The sequence below is a fragment of the Pedobacter miscanthi genome, from assembly GCF_032678605.1.
Lineage (GTDB): Bacteria > Bacteroidota > Bacteroidia > Sphingobacteriales > Sphingobacteriaceae > Pedobacter > Pedobacter miscanthi_A.
The window spans coordinates 53717-74220 of record NZ_JAVTSU010000015.1 but is presented as its reverse complement, the minus strand read 5'-3'; the positions used below and the strand labels follow the sequence as shown (position 1 = coordinate 74220).

Below are 20504 nucleotides of genomic sequence, written 5' to 3'. Positions count from 1 at the left end.
AGTTGCAAAATTAGAAATAATCGGCACGGTTTTAAAATTGTGAGTTAAAAAGCCTTTATTTTGCAGAAATTTAAATCATGAGCGGAAAGAAATTATTGATTATTGGATTTGTCTGGCCTGAACCCACTTCATCGGCAGCAGGAACAAGGATGATTCAATTGGTTGATTTATTTCTGTCACAGGGTTATCAGATCACTTTTGCATCAGCAGCATCAAAAAGCGACTTCAGCTACAATTTTAGAAAAACCGGGGTTATAGAACAGGAAATTAAACTGAATGATGAAAGTTTTAATACATTTTTAACAGAACTGAACCCGGATTTGGTAATGTTCGACCGTTTTATGGTAGAAGAACAATATGGCTGGCGGGTACAGCAGGAATGTCCAAATGCGCTGAGGATTCTAGATACCGAAGATTTACACAGCCTGCGGAGCGCCAGACAACAAAGCGATAAGAAAAAACAGGCCATCGATCTATTTTCTGATATTGCTAAAAGAGAAATCGCATCAATTTTACGTTGCGATTTATCATTAATCATCTCCGAAATAGAAATGGACATTCTTAAAACACAGTTTAAGATCGATCCTTCATTGATTTACTATTTACCTTTTTTGGAAAAAGAAATTAGCCAGGAAGATATTGAAAACTGGATTCCTTTTGAAGATCGGGCCGATTTTATGTTTATCGGCAATTTCCTCCACGAGCCCAACTGGAATACCGTACAGGTTTTAAAAACCAAAATCTGGCCCTCGCTTCGAAAAAAACTCCCACATGCTATTTTGAATATATATGGTGCTTATCCATCTCAAAAAGTGCTGCAATTGAATAATAAAACTGAAAAGTTCCTCATCAAAGGTAGGGCGCTGGATGCGAAAGAAGCGATTTCGAAACACCGCATCCTACTTGCCCCGATCCAATTTGGAGCAGGTGTAAAAGGCAAATTTATCGACGCCATGCAGGTGGGCACACCGTCTGTTACCACATCCATTGGTGCAGAAGCCATGAAAGGCGATTTAAATTGGAACGGCTATATTGAAGATGACATCGATCTTTTTATCGAAAAAACCGCAAAACTTTATCTGGATAAAAATGCCTGGCAAACGGCCCAGCAAAACGGTGTAAAAATCATCAATCAACGCTATGCGGCTAAATATTTTACTGATCAATTTATAAACGACCTGGAAAAATTAGCTTCAAACTTAACTGCTCACAGACAGAACAACTTTTTCGGGCAGATCTTAAACCACCATACCGCACAAAGCACAAAATACATGAGTTTGTGGATTGAAGAGAAAAATAAGTTTGGAGTTCGGAGTTGAGAGGATTTAGTTTAAAGTCTTTAGTCCGAAGTCGGGAGTCCAATGGTCCGAAGATGTAGTAGTATAAAACCACATTCTTTATCTTCTGACTTTCAAACTCCCGACTTTAAACTACATTTCGACTAAACGCTTTATCTTCCGACTTTCGGACCTCTGACTCCCGACTTTAAACCACATTAAACTTTAAAACCTTTCAACATTATAAGTCGGATGCCCGAAGATATTGTGCACAAAAAACTACAAAAGAGGTATTGAGCAAATCAAAAACCTCTTTTGGATGTATTGTTCTATATGTTTAAAAATTAAAAGCTAGTTTAGTAAATAGCTTACTTCCATTAAAACCCATTTGAACGGCATCCCATGCCCCACCCGATTCGCCATCGTATGCAGAAAGTTTTGCACCTTGTACATAACCATAATCGGGATGAATATTAAATACGTTATCCGCACCAAAAAATATAGTTATTCTTTTTGAAAATTTGTAAGAAGCATAAATATCGGTAACCATTTTACCTGAGTAATTAAATTGCTCTAAAACTGTTTTGGTTGGATCATTATCCAATGCAACCAACGGTGGATAAGTATTTGCATAGCCATAACCTAAAATCGAAATTTTGCCATAATACAAGAAATGCGTTCCAACCATCCAGTTGCCAAAACCATAATCTAAGTTTAAGCCCAGTTTTACAGGAGGTGCAGATGCTTTGATATACGCTTGCTCTCTGTCGCTAAAAAATGCCTGCTGATTTTCATAAGAACCATTTAGCGCATTTGGAATATTAATTTTATCAATATTTAAGTGATTTAAGTTTCCGGTAAATAAAACTTTAATGCTTTTGTTATCAAATCGTTTAGTATAATCTACCACTAAATCCAGCCCATAATTTGTGGTATTAACGGCATTTGCGAAAAATTGGGCCTGAGCAACATTTAACTGATTCAAAATTGGTTTTAAAGCAGGAATACTTTCATCAAACTGACCAGATAATACTACCCTATCTTTAATATTAATGCGATAGCCATCCAAGGTTACTGTAATTTCTGAAACTGGTTTCCACGAAAAGCCTAAACTTGTATTAATGGATTTCTCTTGTTTCAAATCAGGAATACCGGCTGCTTTTGTAATCGGACTATAATTAGGCGCAATTTTGACTTCGAAAACCTTGCCGCCCTGAACATTTGTAAATGTATTACTGAAATTAATTTGTTGCAATGATGGTGCACGGAAACCCGTACTTATCGACCCGCGAAGGTTAAAATTATTGGTTAATTTATAACGTGTTGCGAACTTGTAATTGCTGGTAAAACCAAAATCATTATAATTTTCTACCCTAACTGCAACGCCAATAAGCCACTTTTCTGTAGCATCTAATTCTGCATCAACATAAGCTGCAACGTTAGATCGGTTTGCATTAACCTCATCAGCTGGCTGGTAGCCTGGAAAACCCTGAGCGCCTGTTGCTTTGTTTGGATTATAATTCGAATACGAATCTTTTTCTCCGGCGTAGATTTTATAATTTTCATACCGCTGCTCCAATCCAAAAGCCAAATTCAATCCCGATGCAACAGTTGGAATCGCCTTACTTAAATTAAAGTTGACTGTATTTTGCAAAAATGAAAAACCACCATCATCAAAATGGGTTTTGCCGGCGCCAAGAGAAGCATTAAAAGTATGATCGCCATAAAAATGAAAATTGTTACGGCCAAGTGTATTGCTTAAATCCCAGTTCCAATCTTTACCCCAAATACCTTTTACGCCTGCTGCGAAAGATAAATCCTGAATTTTAGTCTGGATGATCGGATCATAATAAGTTTCACCATCTACTGTAGATTGCAGAATCGGATTCCCCGCAGCTCCATCAGGAAAACGCTCTGGCCGTTCTGATAAATTCCTCGTATAGGCATAAGCATCTGAAGCTTTTACATTGCCGCCACCAAATGAATAAATCACGGTTTTTGTATTGGCAATTGGTAATTCCATATTATACATTAAACCGCCAGAAGTTACCGATCCATCACCTGTAGATCTTCTAACTTTATTAATTGGCAAACCATCTTTCGAATTTAAATCTGTGTTCAGATTTTGCCTGAATGTTTTACCATTAGCGAAAAAATTACCAGAGAAATTAATAAAACCATCATGCTTACCAAGTGCAATACCATAATTGGCACCTAGAGAAAATGCATTTCCATCAATTGCCCCGCCCTGGCGATATTGCCCCAGCTCTTTACCATAATGGGTATTGTTTCTTGGATCGTAATAACCTGAATATCCTGTGTTAATACTTAAAACGCCGACATCCTTTTTCAATATTAAGTTGATTACCCCTGCAATTGCATCCGATCCGTATTGAGCTGATGCACCATCACGTAAAATCTCAACACGATCTATCGAAGATTCCGGAATGGCATTTAAATCCGTTCCTGAATTTCCTCTCCCCCTGGTTCCGAATACTGCTACAAAGGCTGTTTGGTGACGGCGTTTGCCATTTACCAAAACCAATGTCTGATCTGGTCCCAATCCTCTAAGTGTAGCTAAATCTATTTGATCTGCACCATCTGATCCGCTTTGTTTGTTAAAATTGAAAGACGGTGAAGCAGCATTTAAAATTGAAGTTAAATCCATTTTTGCAGTGGGCATGTTCACCTGATTAATCTTAATCACATCAACCGGAACAGGTGTAAGAATAGAAGAGCGGCCTTTGCCCCGGGTGCCAACCACTACGAAATCGCCCAAATTTTGTGCACTTTCTGGTAAAATAACGGTTAAAGGTCTGCTTGTTACCCCTATTTCCCTGGTTTCGTATCCAATAGCACTCACAATTAAGGTTCCTTTATCAGAAACTGAAATCTGGAAATCTCCATTCTGATCGGTAACAGTGCCTTTGCCCGTACCTTTCTCTTTAACAGAAGCGGCAATAATTCCTTCACCCTTCAATGTAGTAACCCTACCTTTTACAATATTTTGCGCAAAAGAGGTTATTGGGAATACAAAAAGCCCAATTAATGCATACAATAGTTGTTTTTTCATATTTGTTTTGATAAATGTATAAGCAATATAAATAATATTGCAACATTTTTAATACACAAATACCACGAAACACAAAATACATTAAAAAAAACAGGCAACCACACCCTAGAATAGACAAATTAATAGACTCAACTCAAAAAACATTAAAAATTTCACAAAAATCTCAAGCTTTTATAAATGAAGGCAATACTTTAAGACATTTTTAAAAATAACCAAGACTTAATTTCCAGTTATAAATTGTTCAGGTTTATATTTTCTTGCTAACAAATGAATGACACAACCTTTATTTAAAAAGCATATTTTTGCTCCTATGGCAAAAATATCGATTAACCTTGCTACAGGTTCGTTTCAGAAGGAAGAAATTATAGTTGGAATAGATTTAGGCACAACCAATAGTTTGGTGGCATTTATCAATCCAGATAAAAACCCACAGGTAATTAACGATGCAGGTAAAGGGATATTGGTACCATCCGTAGTATATTTTAACAGCCAGAACGAAGCTGTTGTGGGTAATGAGGCGAAAGAATTTTTAACTACCGATCCTGCAAACACTATATTTTCGGTAAAAAGATTACTCGGCCGTTCTTACAAAGATGTAGCCGAACATAAAGACATTTTTTCTTACAAAATTATCGACGATGATAGCGATGCCTTGGTAAAAATCCAGGCTGGCAATCGTTTCTATACGCCTATCGAATTATCTGCCGAAATATTAAAAGAACTTAAGGCAAGGGCAGAACATGCTTTAAAAACGCCTGTTAACCGGGCGGTGATTACGGTGCCTGCTTATTTTAATGATAGTCAGCGCCAGGCCACCAGAGATGCCGGAAAGCTTGCCGGCTTAGATGTAATGCGTATTGTAAATGAGCCTACCGCTGCCAGTTTGGCTTATGGGATCGGTTTAAACCCTTCGCAACAAAAAACCATTGCGGTTTACGATTTAGGCGGAGGAACTTTTGATGTATCCATTTTGCAGATTCAGAACGGAATTTTCGAAGTTTTGGCTACCAATGGCAATACTTATTTAGGCGGTGATGATTTTGACCGTGCCATTTTAAACTACTGGCTGGAGAAAAACAATCTTGATATAACGATAATTGCACAGGATAATATTTTAATGCAAACTTTACGTTTACAGGCCGAAGCTGCTAAAAAAGCATTATCAACCCAAAATTTATATAACGAACAGGTTGGCGAAATCTGGTGTACACTTGATAAGCAAACCTTTGAGCGGTTAATTGCAGCTAAAGTGGAAGAAACCATCACCGCCTGCAAAAATGCATTGAAAGATGCTGATTTAACCGCCAGTGATATCGATGAGGTGATTTTAGTAGGTGGCTCTACCCGTAGCCCGTTTGTAAAACAGGCGGTAGAAAATTTCTTCGGTAAAAAACCTCAGGATAACATCAATCCGGATGAGGTTGTTGCGCTTGGTGCGGCCATCCAGGCCGATGTTTTGGCAGGAAACCGTTCCGATATTCTGTTACTAGATGTAACCCCACTTTCTTTGGGTATCGAAACCATGGGGGGCTTAATGGACGTTATTATCGCCCGCAACAGCAAAGTGCCTACCAAAGCCGGCCGACAATACACTACTTCTATTGATGGACAGGTAAACATGAAAATCTCCGTTTACCAGGGAGAACGCGATTTAGTTAAAGAAAACAGGAAACTTGCCGAATTTGATTTAAAGGGAATCCCTGCAATGCCTGCTGGTTTGCCGAAAGTGGATATTAACTTTTTATTGAATGCCGATGGAATTTTAACCGTTCAGGCGATAGAGTTACGTTCGGGCGTAAAACAAGAAATAGAAATTACCCCAAGCTATGGTTTGAGTGATGATACCGTAGAAAAAATGCTGATCGACAGCATTACCCATGCTAAAAGCGATGTAGAACAACGAATGCTTATTGAAGCCAGAAGCGAAGGTGAACAACTGGTTTACACGGCCGAAGGTTTCATTAAAAAACATGCAGCGCATTTAACTGAGGCTGAAATTGCAGAAACCGAGGCACATATCGAAGCACTTAAAGCCGCTTTAGCCAGTCAGGAAAAAGATGCCATTTTGAAGAAAGCAGACGAGCTGAATGAATTTACGCGTCCGTTTGCCGAACGTGTGATGGATGCAGCTATTTCTACTGCGATGAAAGGTAAGAAGATAGAGTAGTTTTCAATTGGCGGTTGGCAGTTTTCAATCTTGATACATCATTCTGATCCGATAGCTATCGGATTTATTTCAGAATCTTTCATGCGATAACCATCGTACTTATATGGCCTTACATTTCTTAGGTGGTTTAAATTGTTTGGAAAGCAATACCAGTTCTTATCTGATTCGATAGCCCCGCTTTCGGTACGAGTTCCGATTGAAGGATCGGAAACTCTTCCCTGCAACCGGGTTTAAATAACACAGGTACAGCGAAAAAACGCAGGTCGCGATACCCATAAAACAGATACAAATAATTATCTTCGGTTAAGAATCACGATAAAACACATGCTGATATTTAACCAATGAATAAAATCTTAATTCGCCTGCTCTTCTTTTTCATTGTATATCAAGGCAGTGCCCTTGCTCAATCAGATACAACGCTGATTAAATCTCATCTAAAAACCTTAACCAAAACGCCGAAATTCCGTAATCACGGCAATATCGATCAGCTTAACCTAACTGCTGATTACATCAGAACAACCTTTAGAAAATCGGCGGATAGTGTATATATTCAGGAATATACTTTTGAGCAGAAAACTTATAAAAACATCATTTGCTCGTTTGGCACTGAAAATAAAAAACGGATCGTTGTTGGAGCACATTACGATGTTTGTGGTGATCAGGAAGGTGCTGATGACAATGCAAGTGGCGTTGTAGGCTTATTGGAGTTATCCAGATTGTTAAAAGGTAAAAAACTTAATTACCGCATTGATCTTGTAGCTTATACCTTAGAAGAACCACCTTATTTCAGAACCGAGTTTATGGGGAGCTATATCCACGCCAAATCATTAAAAGCATCAAATACCGAAGTTTTTGGAATGATTTCGCTCGAAATGATTGGTTATTTTAAAGATGAAGCTAAATCACAGTCTTATCCTCTGGGCATATTATCCATGAAATACGGAAACAAAGGAAATTACATTACCCTGGTTAAAAAATTTGGGTCAGGCCATTTTGTAAGTCAGTTTTCTAAAAATTTTAAAGCCAACAAAAGCATACTCACTAAAACATTTGCCGGCCCACCTTCTTTACCAGGCATCGATTTTTCAGATCATCTAAATTATTGGAAATTTGGTTACGATGCCATGATGATTACCGATACCTCCTTTTACCGGAATAAAAATTACCATCAAAAAACCGACACGATGGAAACCCTCGATATACCAAGAATGAGTAAGGTAATAGACGGGGTTTATAATGGGTTGATTTCGTTGAAATAAATTAGATAAATAGCGATAACGGACTGCCCGATGTCTTCATTTCGAGCGAAGAGCAACGCAGTCGAGAAATCTGCCTTGATAGATCTCTCCATTCCACTGCGTTCCAGTCGAGATGACGAAAACGATTTAACTTACTTCGCTAGTCAATCTTTCATCAAGCTCAATTAATAAAACAACCTCATCCATTTTCTTACCATACATCAAAATGCCCCAAACCCATATCCCTTAACTTTGTTAAAAATATTTAGCAATATGGAATTAGGTATCGGAATGTTTGGCGATTTGCAGATCAATGCAAAAGGAGAAATCCAGCCTGCCCAACAAAGGCTTCAGGAAATTATAGAAGAAATAAAACTCATGGATGAAGTGGGTTTGGATTTCTATGGAATCGGTGAACACCATCGTCCAGATTATGCTGTATCAAGTCCCGAAATTATATTGGCTGCAGCTGCCACAGTAACCAAAAACATTAAATTAAGCAGCGCTGTTTCCGTTTTAAGTTCATCCGATCCGGTTAAACTTTACCAAAATTTCGCAACGATAGATTTAATTTCAAATGGCAGGGCTGAGTTAATGGCTGGCAGAGGAAGTTTTATCGAATCTTTTCCTTTATTTGGCTACAACCTTCAGGATTACGACGAACTTTATGAAGAAAAACTAGAATTGCTTCTTAAAATAAACGAAACACCTAAAATCAGCTGGAAAGGCAAATTCAGACCCGAACTGAATAATCAGGAAATATTACCAAGAGCGGTAAATAACAATTTAAAAATCTGGGTGGCTGTTGGCGGTACACCAGAATCGGTAGAACGTGCGGGCAGACTGGGTTTACCAGTGATGTTCGCCATTATTGGAGGTCAGCCAATGCAATTTAAGCCACTTTTTGATTATTATAAAAAGGTATATGAAGCGCACGGGCATGATATGAATAAGTTCGAAGTTGGTGTACATATGCATGCTTTATTTGGTGAAAACAGCAATGAAGTTGCCGATTATTATTATCCGCTTTATTCCGCACAAATGAACCGGATTGGCCGGTCGAGGGGCTGGGCACCGTATCAACGCAATCAGTTTGATGGAGGAAGAAGTAGCAGTGGCGCTTTAATTATCGGTGATGCAAATGAATCGGTAGATAAAATTCTGGCGATGGAAGAAACTTTTGGTTTAACCCGTTTTTCTGCCCATATGGATGTTGGCGGACCATCTCACGCAGCTTTAATGAAATCAATAGAAATTTTCGGGACCAAGATTGCCCCAAAAGTACGTGAGGCCTTAAAAAAATAAACTAAGCCGCGTCTTTTTTTGCAAAAATCTGTAAAAAAGAATAAATATAACAGCCCACACAAACGGCAAATAAGCTTTCTAATAATGCAAAAACAGTCATAATGGAAGTTAAAATGAGTGCAATTGCATAAAAATCAAGTAGAAACATCGCGGTAATCAAAAGGCAAAACCCAAAACCTAAGGTTGCCGCGAACTTTTTTGGTGCCAGGTCTTTCATTTTCGGCGAAAGCGATAATGTACTAGAAATTTTAAGGGCTATAAATTTCAGTAGGCTAAACTTGCCTGAGGTAAACGCCCTCAAAGCAAAATCTAAAAGCAGAAAAACAATCGCCCAATAATTTGAAAATGTTATACAGGCAATTGCAATCAAGGCGACTATAAAAGCAATAATCCTTACTACATTTTCATTTACTCTTTCTGCTGATATCGGGCAAGACAATTCCATAGGGATAATTTTGGCATAAATTTAACGAAATTAACCACAGATATATACGAAAACCATTTTCGAGCAAATAATAGCTAAATGACCACCCCTCCTTATCTACGCATAAATTTCCTCCAGAGTTACCGTCATTTCGGGCAGAGTGCAACGCAGTCGAGAAATCTACTGCAAATCTCTCTCCCGAAACTTCGCGACTGCGCTGCAGCCAGGGACGACAATTCTTTTGGAGTCTGCCAATGGTTGCTTGTCGAAGGACCTATGTTTCGACGACTTGTCTCTTTTTTATTGGGAGGCTCAATATGAGAGCATCTTAGCTGAAATCACCTTTATGATACAAACACAAGAGGTGGTAATTAACTAAATTCCCAAATACATTCTTATATTTAGTAAAGTAAAAATTACGCACTACCAGATACAGAATGGATAATTCCGAAAAAATAAACCTGCTATTAATTAAGCTCGAAAACTTATTGCTCAGACAACAAAGTTTCGAAGCCGAAATTGAGGCACTAAGAAACGAGGTAAGGGCACTGCAATCGCCGGGTGCTGCAACTATAGCTCCTACTGCAATACCCACTGAGCCTATAATTTCGCTACCGCCAAGAAATACCCCACCAGGCATTGTTGTACAAAACCAGGCAGTACCACGGCCATTACCTACTCCTTTACCAACTCCCCAAAATCCGGTTCAACCTAATTTTGCAGAACGGTTCAAGCGAGAAAATATGGTTAAATCTGATTTCGAAAAATTTATCGGAGAAAACCTCATTAGTAAAATTGGTATCCTGATTTTAATTATCGGTGTGGCTATTGGTGCTAAATATGCCATTGATCACGATATGATAAGTCCGCTTACCAGAATCGTACTGGGTTATGCGGTAGGTGCCGGCCTAATGGCTTTCGCTATAAAACTCAAAGCCAAATACGAAAACTTCTCAGCAGTATTGGTAAGTGGTGCCATAGCCATTATGTATTTTATTACCTATGCCGCTTACGATTTTTATGCTTTAATTCCACAGGCATTGGCTTTTGTGTTAATGGTTGTATTTACCTCTTTTACGGTTGTGGCTGCCATTAAGTACAACAAGCAGGTTATTGCACATATCGGTTTGGTAGGTGCTTATGCCGTGCCATTTTTACTGAGTGATGGATCGGGAAAAGTTGGGGTATTATTTACTTATATGGCCATTATCAATATAGGTATCATGATACTGGGTTTCAAAAAATACTGGAAACCACTATTTTATGCTTCATTTGGACTTACATGGCTTATTTTTTCTTCATGGCGATTAGATTCAGGAATTTCGAATGATCATTTCAGTTTAGCACTGCTATTTTCTACCGTATTTTTCGTCACCTTTTACATTACCAATCTCGCCTACAAAATAAGCCGAAAAGAAATTTTTGGTTTTAGCGATGTCGTAATATTACTCTTAAACTCATTTATTTATTATGGATTAGGCTATTTTATATTATCCAATAATAAAAGCAGTGCAGAATTGGTGGGTTTATTTACACTCGCCAATGCAGTGGTGCATTTCATCGTGGCTTTGATTATTTATAAGAAAAAACTTGCTGATAAAAACTTGTTTTACCTGGTTCTAGCCATGGTGATTACTTTTATAACCATTGCAGTACCCGTTCAGTTAAATGGAGGTTGGGTAACTATTTTCTGGGCAGTAGAAGCGGCGGTACTCTTTTATTTAGCCCGTATAAAAAACATCGCAATTTACGAAAAACTCTCTTTTCCATTAATATTCCTGGCATTTTTTAGCCTTTTGGAAGATTGGTTTACTTACTACGATGTGTATCATGGAAATTCGGTAAGCATTACACCAATCATCAATGTTGGCTTTTTAACCGCATTTATATTTATTGCCTGCTTTGTCTGGATGTTTAACACCAACCAGAAAGAAAGCGAAACACCTGCAGAATGGATTTGGATCAGACCGCTATTAAACTATGCTATTCCGGCAATTTTGGTTTTCGCAACCTATATTACTTTTAGGGTAGAGATTTCTAAACATTTTGACAACCTCTTTGAACTGAGTAAAATCTTACATAGCCAAAAAGACAAATCCAATGAACCATATTATGAATACAATTATAATTTCCATGACCTAAAAACAGCGTGGACGTATATCTATACTTTATTTTTTGCTTCAGCATTAACTTATTTCAATATCAAAAAACTTAAAAATGGTGAACTGGCGATTGCCAATCTCATTATCAACCTCTTCGTTATTGTCATTTTCCTCACTTTCGGACTTTATAATTTAAGCGAACTCAGAGATAATTATTTACTACCCGAAAGCAAATACTTTACCATCGGCGCATTTAATATTGGCATCAGGTATATAGCCGTTGCTTTTTTTGCACTGCTGATTGTTCAATGTTACCAGTTACAACGTTCAGGTCTTTTGAAAAAGGATTTCAGAATCCTGTTTGATTATCTGCTTTATATTTCTCTTTTATGGATTGTTAGCAGCGAATTGATTAACATTTTAGAATTATCACACTCAGAAGCCAGTTATAAATTGGGATTAAGTATCCTTTGGGGCATATTTTCATTGTTTCTGATCAGTATGGGCCTTGCAAAAAATAAAAAGCACCTGCGTATTGGAGCTATGGTTTTATTCGGAATTACCCTGGTAAAACTTTTCTTCTATGATATTTATTCTCTGAGTACCATTTCCAAAACCATTGTTTTTGTGTCGCTGGGCGTACTGTTATTAATTATTTCTTTCCTTTACAACAAATACAAACATTTAATTATAGATGATGCTGAAGCTAAAAATTAAACTTTTCATCCTGCTTTTGGCCTGCGCCGCTACCGTAAACGCACAAACGAACGCTTATAAATTTAAACGGAGCATTAAAGGCGTTCAATCGGTTTGGCATAAAATGATTTTACCTGACGAACTGTATAAAAAAGCAAGTGCAGGTTTTGATGATTTCAGGATTTTCGGAATCAATGGCAAAGATACTGTGGAGGTGCCTTATCTGTTGAAACAACGCGCCGATCAGGTTATTACGCACGATGTTGCCTTTAAACAACTGAATCAAAGCAGCGGTGCGGATGGCTATTATTATACCTTTCAATCGCCAGGAAACAATACCATCAATCAAATCAATTTGGCCTTTAAGCAGGAAAATTTTGATTGGAAAGCAAAACTCGAAGGAAGTAATGATAATAAAACATGGTTTTCTATCCTTAGTGATTACCGGATTTTATCAATCAGGAATAATGCTACAGATTACCAGTTTACCAAATTGAATTTTCCGGATGCTAAATACCAATATTTCAGGATTGCTGTAAAAAGTGCGGTACAACCTGATTTACTGGAAGCAAAAATTTCGAAAACCGATACGATAAAGGGAACTTATCTGGACGTGAAATACCAATCGTTTAACCTTAAAAACGATGTACCTGCAAAAGAAACAGTAATCGATGTGGTGCTCACCAACCCCGTTCCCTTATCTTATTTAAAACTCAATGCACAGAGTGATTTCGATTTCTACCGTCCCTTTAAAATTGAATATGCAACAGATAGTTTTAAAACTGACAAGGGCCTGCAGTACAATTATGTCAATCTTTACGAAGGTACCATAAGCTCTCTGGAAAAACCCGAATTTAATTTTGCCAATACCATTGTTTCCAGGTTAAAAATCACCATTCAAAATAATGATAATAAGCCTTTACGCTTAAGCGGTTTGGCATTAAAAGGGAATATTTATGAAATCATTGCCAGGTTCGACCAGCCTAATGGTGAATATGCTTTATATTATGGCAATGAAAAAACCACAGCACCTGTTTACGAGATCGAAAAATTTGAAAGCAAAATCCCGACAGATTTAACCAGCGTTAATATTGGCGCGGAACAAAAAAATCCTGCATATAACATTAAAATAGAAAAGCCCTTGTTCGAAAACAAAGCCTGGCTTTGGGTTTTAATGGCAGTAATTATTGCATTATTGGGTTGGTTTTCTTTTAAAATGTTAAGGAATTAAAAAACCATTACAAATGACGTATTTGACGACTTCTTACTAAAAAACTACTCAGCAACAACAGGATATTGATGCCCAATACTGTAATAAATATGCCTAAGCGTTCCTGAGCGGCCACAGCTCCGAGATAATGGATCTTTGGTGTCTGCAAAACAACATAGGTAAACATAAAAAACAGAATTTCGAAAAGTTTTTTACTCCCGTTTACAATCCCTAAACACACGCTAAATAAAATAACCATTAAAGCTCCGTTAATCACCTGAAGTGCAGACAGGTATTCAGAATCAATCAGCAAACGACAGATTACCGGAATAGACAAGCCCATTAAAAGCAATAATCCTGCAATAATCTGTGAGGGAAGTATTCTTTGCAGAGGCTTGTATGCTGCATAAGTAAAATAATGAAGCCGGTAGGTACTTTCTCTCGTACTTAAATCTGATATTCTGTTTACCTGCAAAAAAAGCAATATGGGTAATAAAAAGAAATAGGATTGATGTATGGGTACAAACAACATGGCTACCCATAAACCAATATTTACAACCCAGAGCCATTTATTATCTTTTCTTAACATCAGCAGTAACTCCGTTTTTATCAATGGAAATATGCCGTATGCTGGCGCTATAACGGGAAGTATCGATTTATTAAATCCCGAATAAGTAGTTGTTATCGGGGATGTAAATACCCTTTGCTCACTACGTTTGCTTTTAGATGTTTGTTTAAAATCGAAACGATGGAAGAAAAGAGAAGAAAGGTAAACCATCCCCATTGATATCATGATCCAAATTACCCTACTCAACAAGTAGTTGCCACTCCAGTGTACCCCATTCCAAACAAAGATTTTAAATGTACCGCCGGCATTAGTGGCATAGCCTATGGAGAAACCCTTAATATTTTCATTAAACTGTGTATTAACCTGGTAAAGAATACTATTCACAATTTCCCGCATTCCAAAACCATCGGCAACTGCAGCTCCAAGATCTTTAGATCCCCCACCGAGTTTAACAATAAACGCAATGAAAATAAAAAAATAAATAATGCATTGCAGCACACTTTTCCCATTTAAGAACACTTCTGCCATTATTGCACAGCCGGATAATAAAACCATTGTTGGTACCAGCATAAAAAGGTAAGGCAAGAGAAAATCGGCGAGGTGAAAAGCATAACCATGTCGTTGAATAAAAAACATCATAATGCTTACCAGTAATGCAACAAAGGCTATAGTTAGAAGTAATAGCAGATTACTTAAAAATTTCATTAACAGGTAACCCAGGTTAGAAATAGGTGTTGTAGCTATAATTAAGCCCACTTCGGTTTCTATATCTTTTTTTATTCCGTTGTTTACCAGGAAAAAACCACATAAAGATAAAATTACGGTGCTCATTAAGGCTGTAACATGCCCAACCCAGGCTGAATTGTAGGCGCCCTTATAACCTGGAATGGTTAAGGTAGTGTAAGCGGCCTCCGGGGTTGGTACGAAAGTATATGCCGCGTAAATTGTTACAGCTAATGTAATTAAAAAAGCATAACTGCGACTTCGCTGCAGGTAATCGCCCTTAATCATCTCATATAAATGGTTCATGATTAATGCTGATTTTTAGTAAAAAATAAATAGGCATCTTCTAAACCCGCAGTTACAGATTTTGCTCCTTCTCCGGCATCATTTAAATTAGAAATGTAACGCAGGTGCATATTTTCTTGCTGCTTATGGTTATCGATTACCAAATATTTCGATCTGAAAAGATCCAGTTCAGCAGGCGGAATAATTGTTTCAAAAACTTTATTCTCCATTTTTTTTATCATTTCCGAAGAGGTATCTTTTTCTATTAGCCTCCCGTTTTTCATAATCGCAATTTCATCGGCCACTGTTTCAATGTCAGAAACAATATGTGATGAAAGTATAACAATCGCATCGCTGGCCATTTCGGAAAGTAATTGCCTGAAACGAACCCTTTCTTCAGGATCGAGTCCTACGGTTGGTTCATCAAAAATTAGTATTTTTGGATCGTTAAGCAATGCCTGGGCAATTCCAACACGTTGTTTCATTCCTCCCGAATAACTGCCGATTGGCTGTTTTGCATCAGCCGTAAGATTTACCCCTTCCAGCAATAGTTCAATACGTTTATGCAATCCCGAACCGCCAACGCCCTTTAGCGCGGCCATATAAGTTAAAAATTCGTAAGCATTCAGATTCGGATATACGCCAAAATCCTGTGGCAGAAAACCTAAAATTTTTCTGATCGAATTTGGATTTTTCACAATATCTTCCCCATCCAGCAATATGGTGCCCTGAGTTGGCCTGCTAATGGTTGCAATAATCTTCATTAAAGTCGATTTCCCTGCTCCGTTAGGGCCAAGTAAACCCAGAATACCCTTTTCAATCGTAATGGAAAAATCGACAAGTCCTGTTTTGTTTTTATATTGTTTGGTTAGTTGTTTAATCTCTAATCTCATCAGGTTTTTGGTATTATTCTCATAAGACGACCGCAAAAAAAATAAAGTTACAGGTAACCTAAAATAAGGGAATGATTTTTTTCATCTAAAAGTTTGAGGTAATGCTTTTCATTCGGTTGAATATTTGCTATATTTAAATATGAAAAGATTAACGGTTTTATCTGCGTTAATCATCCCACTACTTCTTTGCTCTTCCTGGGGCTTCTTTGCACACCAAAGAATCAATAATCTTGCTGTGTTTACTTTACCTCCCGGCATGATTGGTTTCTATAAGAAGAATATTAAATACATTACCGAACATGCAGTAGATCCAGATAAACGCAGGTATGCGGATACATTGGAAGCTCCACGGCATTATCTTGATGTAGAGAACTATGAAAAAAACATCGATAGCATTCCCGAAAAATGGGACGATGCCCTGGCCAGACATGGTTTAAAAAAGCTTCACACCGATGGAATTGTTCCATGGCAGATTCAGCGTACTTATTATGGTTTGGTTAAAGCTTTTAAAACCAGGGATTCCATTAAAATTTTAAAGTACTCGGCAGATCTTGGCCACTACATAGGCGATGCCCATGTACCTTTGCACACCACCGCTAACCATAACGGTCAGCTCAGTAACCAGGTAGGGATTCATGCTTTTTGGGAAAGCCGCTTGCCCGAACTTTTCTCTACCCGATATAATTTTGTTGTTGGCAAAGCTGTTTACATCGAAAATCCATTAAAAGAAGCCTGGAAAGTGCTTAAGCATACCAATAGTTTGGTGGATACCGTTTTAAGTTTTGAAGCTGAATTAAATATTTCATTTCCTCCAACTCAAAAGTATAGTTTTTCGGAGCGCAACAATGCCGTACTGAAACAATACTCTAAAGAATATTCAAAAGCTTATCATGATAGGATGAATAATATGGTAGAAGAGCAAATGCGTGCAGCCATATTAACGATAGGTTCTTTTTGGTATTCGGCCTGGGTGGATGCCGGACAGCCTGAGCTTAAAAACCTGGTTAAAACAGCCTTATTACCTGATGAGTTAAAGAAAGAAAAAGAGACTGAAAAAAAGTACCAAAATGGTACACTCATCGGCCGTGAAATTTAACTAGGCCTTAGTATCTTCTTTCTCTATAATTTCTTCAATCTTTTTTGGTTGCATGCGGCTTCTGATTGCAGCCCAGATAGCAGGCACAAATGTAACTACTGCAATAAAAATGATTACAAGTTCAAAATTATTTTTAATTACCGGAATCTGGCCCAACAAATAACCACCAATTAACAATGCAAATATCCAGGCTACACCACCAATAATGTTATAATAGGTAAAGCGACCAAAAGGCATTTTAGCGATACCGGCAACAAAAGGCGCTATGGTTCTGAAAATCGGCAAAAAGCGACTTAACATAATGGCTTTACCACCATGTTTTTCGAAAAACTCATGCGATTGGTGATAATATTTAAGTTTCAGGATTTTATTTTTTTCTTTAAATACCCCTGCTCCCAAAACACTACCCAATTTATAGTTTACGGTATTCCCCAAAATTGCAGCAACAATTAAAATAACCAGCATAATCCAGATGTTTAAACCTGTTTCGTGCTCACCTGCAATAAGTGCACCCATGGCAAACAATAACGAATCGCCTGGTAAAAATGGGGTGACCACAAAACCAGTCTCTGCAAAAATAATCAGGAATAAAATGAGGTAAGTCCAGGTACGATATTCGTTAACGATTTCGGCTAAATGAACATCAATGTGTAGAATAAAATCTAAAAGCTGTTGTAGTAATTCCAATTTATCTGATTTTGGGCAAAAGTATGAATAGTAAAGGGATTAAATGCTAGTAAATTGCAATAAATAATTAGTTGGCAGAAACCAGGCGCATTTGAAGTTCTCCTTTTTTAGATCCGTCAATTAAAACTGTATATACCAATCCTTTGGTAATGGCCAATGATTTTTGGGTAGTGGTACTGGTTGCCAATGAATCTAAAGTATTTAAAGGTGGTTGGGTCGATATTGGGGTTTGAAGCGCGAAAGAAATCTTGGTTCCCTTGGTCACTATAACACTATGACTTATTCTATCGCCATATTTCATGGTAAATTGAGGGAACGCGCCTCCATCATCTTTAATAATTACATCCGAAGTTAAAGTATAACCCAGGTTTAAAAAAGTTAATTTAGCCACTGTTAAATCCTGTTTAACATCATCCCTATAAACGGTTAATACCGGTGGATCAGTGGTTGTTTTACGCGTATAGTAAATTGAATAATTCAAGCCTATATCAAACTTCTGGCTTGTACTGGCCACATCAGTCCCTGTATTTATATTTCTGGAGGTAATGGTATAGGTAGAATCTCCTGCAACCACAATATAATTGCTATTGGAACCATAGGTTGTAGAAGCACCAGATTGAATTCCTTTTAAATAAAAGTTTTGTGTAGTATCAGTTACTGCCGTCTGAAAATACCTGATTTTGGCATCACCCTTGATAAAATTATCGTTTTTAATGCAGGAAAAGAGCATTAAAGCTGGTAAAAACATAAAGAGTATTCTGGAAAATCTAAAACTGATATTTTTCATATAAATCGCTGATGCTAATAAAACGTAAAGATAACAGAAACGATATGATTTTGTTAAAATTAATTATCAGTGATGACATGTGCCTCTAATGCCGCTGCAGTTGTGCCACTAAACCAAATGGTGTATATTTTCCCAGCCTCTAAAGCTGCCCCATCAATGGTTTTAATACTTCCTGAGCCTACCACGTTATATCTTAAATTCATTCCGGCATCTATGGTAAAATAATTAGATGCTTCTTTAAAAAGTAAGCCGTTAACAAATTGCGTTCCACCCTGTACCATAACATTTATACCGGTTGCAAAGTTAGGTGTAAGGTTAATCAGTTTAATTTTGGCCTTTGATACTTCTGTATTGCTCAGGTTATCTTCATAATTTACAATTTCCAGTTCGCCCTTTTTATTGGTAACCAGAAAAGTTGTGTAGGTAATGGATGGGGTAAAGTTTAAAGAAGTATCGGTAGTGGTATTATCGGTGCCAGCATAAGAAATGCTTCTGCTACCCGAAGATACTTTTAGATATTCGCTGGTTTCGCCAAAAGCCAACGCAACGGTGGTGAGTTTTTCGTTATCCAGATAAACGTCCTGGTGCACCTCTGCCAATGATGCATTAACCATTTTTACTTTAGACTGCCCTTTAACAATTTGGTCAGGATCGTTCTTTTTACAGGAGCTAAAACCAATTGCAGATAAGGAAATGAGTAAAATCAGTGATTTCGAGAGATTAGTATAGATTTTCATAGGGTGGTTAGTTGGTTGAAAACAAAAATGGCTTGGTCAAAAACCAAGCCATTTCCTATGAAAACTAAAATAATAGTAGATTTTAATAGCTGTTATTTAACATCACCGGCATTACCAACATTAAAACATCTTCGTTTTCATCATTGGTTTGTGGAATTAACAGACCGGCCCTGTTTGGTGTTGAAAGTTCTAAAGTAACTTCATCACCGCTTAAATTACTTAACATTTCGATTAAAAAACGTGCATTAAAGCCTATTTCAAGGTCTTCACCATCATATTGACAGCTTAAACGCTCATGTGCTTCATTTGCGAAATCTAAATCTTCAGAAGAAATATTTAATTCGCTGCCACTAATTTTTAACCTCACCTGGTGTGTCGTTTTATTGGCAAAAATTACAACCCTGCGAAGTGTATTTAAAAACAAACCCCTATCGATAATTAATTTGTTAGGATTGTTTGTTGGAATTACTGCCTCATAATCTGGATAGCGTTCGTCTATTAAACGACACACCAAATTAATATTTTCGAACTTAAAGAAAGCACTTGTTGCATTATAATCTACAGATACGTTGATATCGGTAGAGGGCAAAGCTGCTTTTAAAAGGGTTAAAGCTTTTTTAGGAAGAATAAATGAAGTTGCTTTATCTGCTTTGCTATCCATACGGCGGTACCTCACTAATTTATGGGCATCAGTAGCCACAAATGTGATGTGCTGAGGAGATAACTGACAAAAAACACCCGTCATTGCCGGACGAAGTTCATCGTTACTTACTGCAAAAATGGTTTTGGTAATGGCTTCGGTTAAAACCGATGCAGGTAAGTTTACCGAAGAAGCGTTTTCTACAACAGGAATCTTTGGAAAATCGTCACCATTTTCGCCACTCAATTTATATTTACCGTCTCCCGCACTAATCTCGATGGCAAAAGTGCTGTCATCAATATTAAATGCAATCGGCTGATCTGGTAAGGTTTTAAGCGTATCTAATAAAATTTTTGATGGAACTGCCACTTTACCTTCTTCCTTTGATTCTACAGCCAGTGCAGTTGTCATACTGGTTTGCAGATCGGTAGCCGAGATAGTTAAGTTTCCATCTTTAATTTCGAAAAGAAAATTTTCTAATATAGGTAAAACAGTACTGCTGCTTGAGGCACCATTTACAGTTTGTAAGTGTTTTAATAGAGTTGATGTGGATACAATAAATCTCATGATATCATTTAGTCTTCTTCAAAAATAGA

Annotated in this window: 15 protein-coding genes; 7 read left to right on the top strand and 8 right to left on the bottom strand. The window is 37.4% G+C overall.

The genetic code is table 11. From position 1 onward, the window contains the following. Nucleotides 1-77: 77 nt before the first annotated feature. Nucleotides 78-1319, top strand: coding sequence for a glycosyltransferase (locus tag R2R28_RS21110; protein ID WP_316827642.1), 1242 nt, complete (start codon nucleotides 78-80; stop codon nucleotides 1317-1319). Nucleotides 1320-1614: 295 nt separating this feature from the next. On the opposite strand, the gene R2R28_RS21105 is transcribed toward R2R28_RS21110, so the two are convergent. Next, nucleotides 1615-4350, bottom strand: coding sequence for a TonB-dependent receptor (locus tag R2R28_RS21105; protein ID WP_316827641.1), 2736 nt, complete (start codon nucleotides 4348-4350; stop codon nucleotides 1615-1617). 310 nt (nucleotides 4351-4660) lie between these two features. On the opposite strand from R2R28_RS21105, the gene dnaK reads away from it, so the two are divergent. From dnaK to R2R28_RS21090, 3 genes are all read left to right on the top strand, one after another. Next, entirely contained in the window at nucleotides 4661-6517 is a 1857-nt protein-coding gene (dnaK, locus tag R2R28_RS21100) for a molecular chaperone DnaK (protein WP_316827640.1), read from the top strand. A 341-nt stretch (nucleotides 6518-6858) separates the two neighbouring features. Then, a complete protein-coding gene (locus R2R28_RS21095; protein WP_316827639.1) occupies nucleotides 6859-7776 on the top strand; it encodes a M28 family peptidase in 918 nt (305 codons plus the stop codon). A gap of 252 nt (nucleotides 7777-8028) precedes the next feature. After that, entirely contained in the window at nucleotides 8029-9060 is a 1032-nt protein-coding gene (locus R2R28_RS21090) for an Atu2307/SP_0267 family LLM class monooxygenase (protein ID WP_316827638.1), read from the top strand. A 1-nt stretch (nucleotide 9061) separates the two neighbouring features. Here R2R28_RS21090 and R2R28_RS21085 read toward each other — a convergent pair whose 3' ends face one another. Further along, complete coding sequence (locus R2R28_RS21085; RefSeq protein WP_316827637.1) at nucleotides 9062-9505, bottom strand: DUF4395 domain-containing protein; 444 nt, start codon at nucleotides 9503-9505, stop codon at nucleotides 9062-9064. A gap of 416 nt (nucleotides 9506-9921) precedes the next feature. Between R2R28_RS21085 and R2R28_RS21080 the strand changes: the two genes are divergently transcribed. Both R2R28_RS21080 and R2R28_RS21075 read left to right on the top strand, forming a co-directional pair. After that, entirely contained in the window at nucleotides 9922-12303 is a 2382-nt protein-coding gene (locus tag R2R28_RS21080) for a DUF2339 domain-containing protein (protein WP_316827636.1), read from the top strand. Continuing rightward, entirely contained in the window at nucleotides 12281-13513 is a 1233-nt protein-coding gene (locus R2R28_RS21075; protein WP_316827635.1) for a DUF3999 family protein, read from the top strand. The genes R2R28_RS21080 and R2R28_RS21075 overlap by 23 nt, the downstream gene beginning before the upstream one ends. Before the next feature lie 7 nt (nucleotides 13514-13520). Here R2R28_RS21075 and R2R28_RS21070 read toward each other — a convergent pair whose 3' ends face one another. Both R2R28_RS21070 and R2R28_RS21065 read right to left on the bottom strand, forming a co-directional pair. Beyond that, nucleotides 13521-15089, bottom strand: a complete 1569-nt coding sequence (locus tag R2R28_RS21070) for a hypothetical protein (RefSeq protein ID WP_316827634.1) — start codon at nucleotides 15087-15089, stop codon at nucleotides 13521-13523. Nucleotides 15090-15091: 2 nt separating this feature from the next. Then, nucleotides 15092-15961, bottom strand: coding sequence for an ABC transporter ATP-binding protein (locus tag R2R28_RS21065; RefSeq protein ID WP_316827633.1), 870 nt, complete (start codon nucleotides 15959-15961; stop codon nucleotides 15092-15094). Nucleotides 15962-16100: 139 nt separating this feature from the next. On the opposite strand from R2R28_RS21065, the gene R2R28_RS21060 reads away from it, so the two are divergent. Next, entirely contained in the window at nucleotides 16101-17057 is a 957-nt protein-coding gene (locus tag R2R28_RS21060; protein WP_316827632.1) for a zinc dependent phospholipase C family protein, read from the top strand. Here R2R28_RS21060 and R2R28_RS21055 read toward each other — a convergent pair whose 3' ends face one another. From R2R28_RS21055 to dnaN, 4 genes are all read right to left on the bottom strand, one after another. Then, nucleotides 17058-17744 (bottom strand): DedA family protein, encoded by a 687-nt coding sequence (locus R2R28_RS21055; RefSeq protein ID WP_316827631.1) that lies wholly within the window; start codon nucleotides 17742-17744, stop codon nucleotides 17058-17060. A gap of 67 nt (nucleotides 17745-17811) precedes the next feature. Further along, nucleotides 17812-18531, bottom strand: a complete 720-nt coding sequence (locus R2R28_RS21050; protein ID WP_316827630.1) for a hypothetical protein — start codon at nucleotides 18529-18531, stop codon at nucleotides 17812-17814. Between the two features lie 59 nt (nucleotides 18532-18590). Beyond that, the gene (locus tag R2R28_RS21045; protein ID WP_316827629.1) at nucleotides 18591-19268 is read right to left on the bottom strand and encodes a DUF4397 domain-containing protein; all 678 of its coding nucleotides are present in this window, start codon (nucleotides 19266-19268) and stop codon (nucleotides 18591-18593) included. An 82-nt stretch (nucleotides 19269-19350) separates the two neighbouring features. Continuing rightward, the gene (gene dnaN, locus R2R28_RS21040; RefSeq protein ID WP_025143176.1) at nucleotides 19351-20475 is read right to left on the bottom strand and encodes a DNA polymerase III subunit beta; all 1125 of its coding nucleotides are present in this window, start codon (nucleotides 20473-20475) and stop codon (nucleotides 19351-19353) included. Nucleotides 20476-20504 lie beyond the last annotated feature (29 nt).

Coding starts and splice junctions, on each gene's coding strand:
- R2R28_RS21110 (WP_316827642.1), top strand. CDS start 78: ATGAGCGGAAAGAAATTATTGATTATTGGATTTGTCTGGCCTGAACCC.
- R2R28_RS21105 (WP_316827641.1), bottom strand. CDS start 4,350: ATGAAAAAACAACTATTGTATGCATTAATTGGGCTTTTTGTATTCCCA.
- dnaK (WP_316827640.1), top strand. CDS start 4,661: ATGGCAAAAATATCGATTAACCTTGCTACAGGTTCGTTTCAGAAGGAA.
- R2R28_RS21095 (WP_316827639.1), top strand. CDS start 6,859: ATGAATAAAATCTTAATTCGCCTGCTCTTCTTTTTCATTGTATATCAA.
- R2R28_RS21090 (WP_316827638.1), top strand. CDS start 8,029: ATGGAATTAGGTATCGGAATGTTTGGCGATTTGCAGATCAATGCAAAA.
- R2R28_RS21085 (WP_316827637.1), bottom strand. CDS start 9,505: ATGGAATTGTCTTGCCCGATATCAGCAGAAAGAGTAAATGAAAATGTA.
- R2R28_RS21080 (WP_316827636.1), top strand. CDS start 9,922: ATGGATAATTCCGAAAAAATAAACCTGCTATTAATTAAGCTCGAAAAC.
- R2R28_RS21075 (WP_316827635.1), top strand. CDS start 12,281: ATGATGCTGAAGCTAAAAATTAAACTTTTCATCCTGCTTTTGGCCTGC.
- R2R28_RS21070 (WP_316827634.1), bottom strand. CDS start 15,089: ATGAACCATTTATATGAGATGATTAAGGGCGATTACCTGCAGCGAAGT.
- R2R28_RS21065 (WP_316827633.1), bottom strand. CDS start 15,961: ATGAGATTAGAGATTAAACAACTAACCAAACAATATAAAAACAAAACA.
- R2R28_RS21060 (WP_316827632.1), top strand. CDS start 16,101: ATGAAAAGATTAACGGTTTTATCTGCGTTAATCATCCCACTACTTCTT.
- R2R28_RS21050 (WP_316827630.1), bottom strand. CDS start 18,531: ATGAAAAATATCAGTTTTAGATTTTCCAGAATACTCTTTATGTTTTTA.
- R2R28_RS21045 (WP_316827629.1), bottom strand. CDS start 19,268: ATGAAAATCTATACTAATCTCTCGAAATCACTGATTTTACTCATTTCC.
- dnaN (WP_025143176.1), bottom strand. CDS start 20,475: ATGAGATTTATTGTATCCACATCAACTCTATTAAAACACTTACAAACT.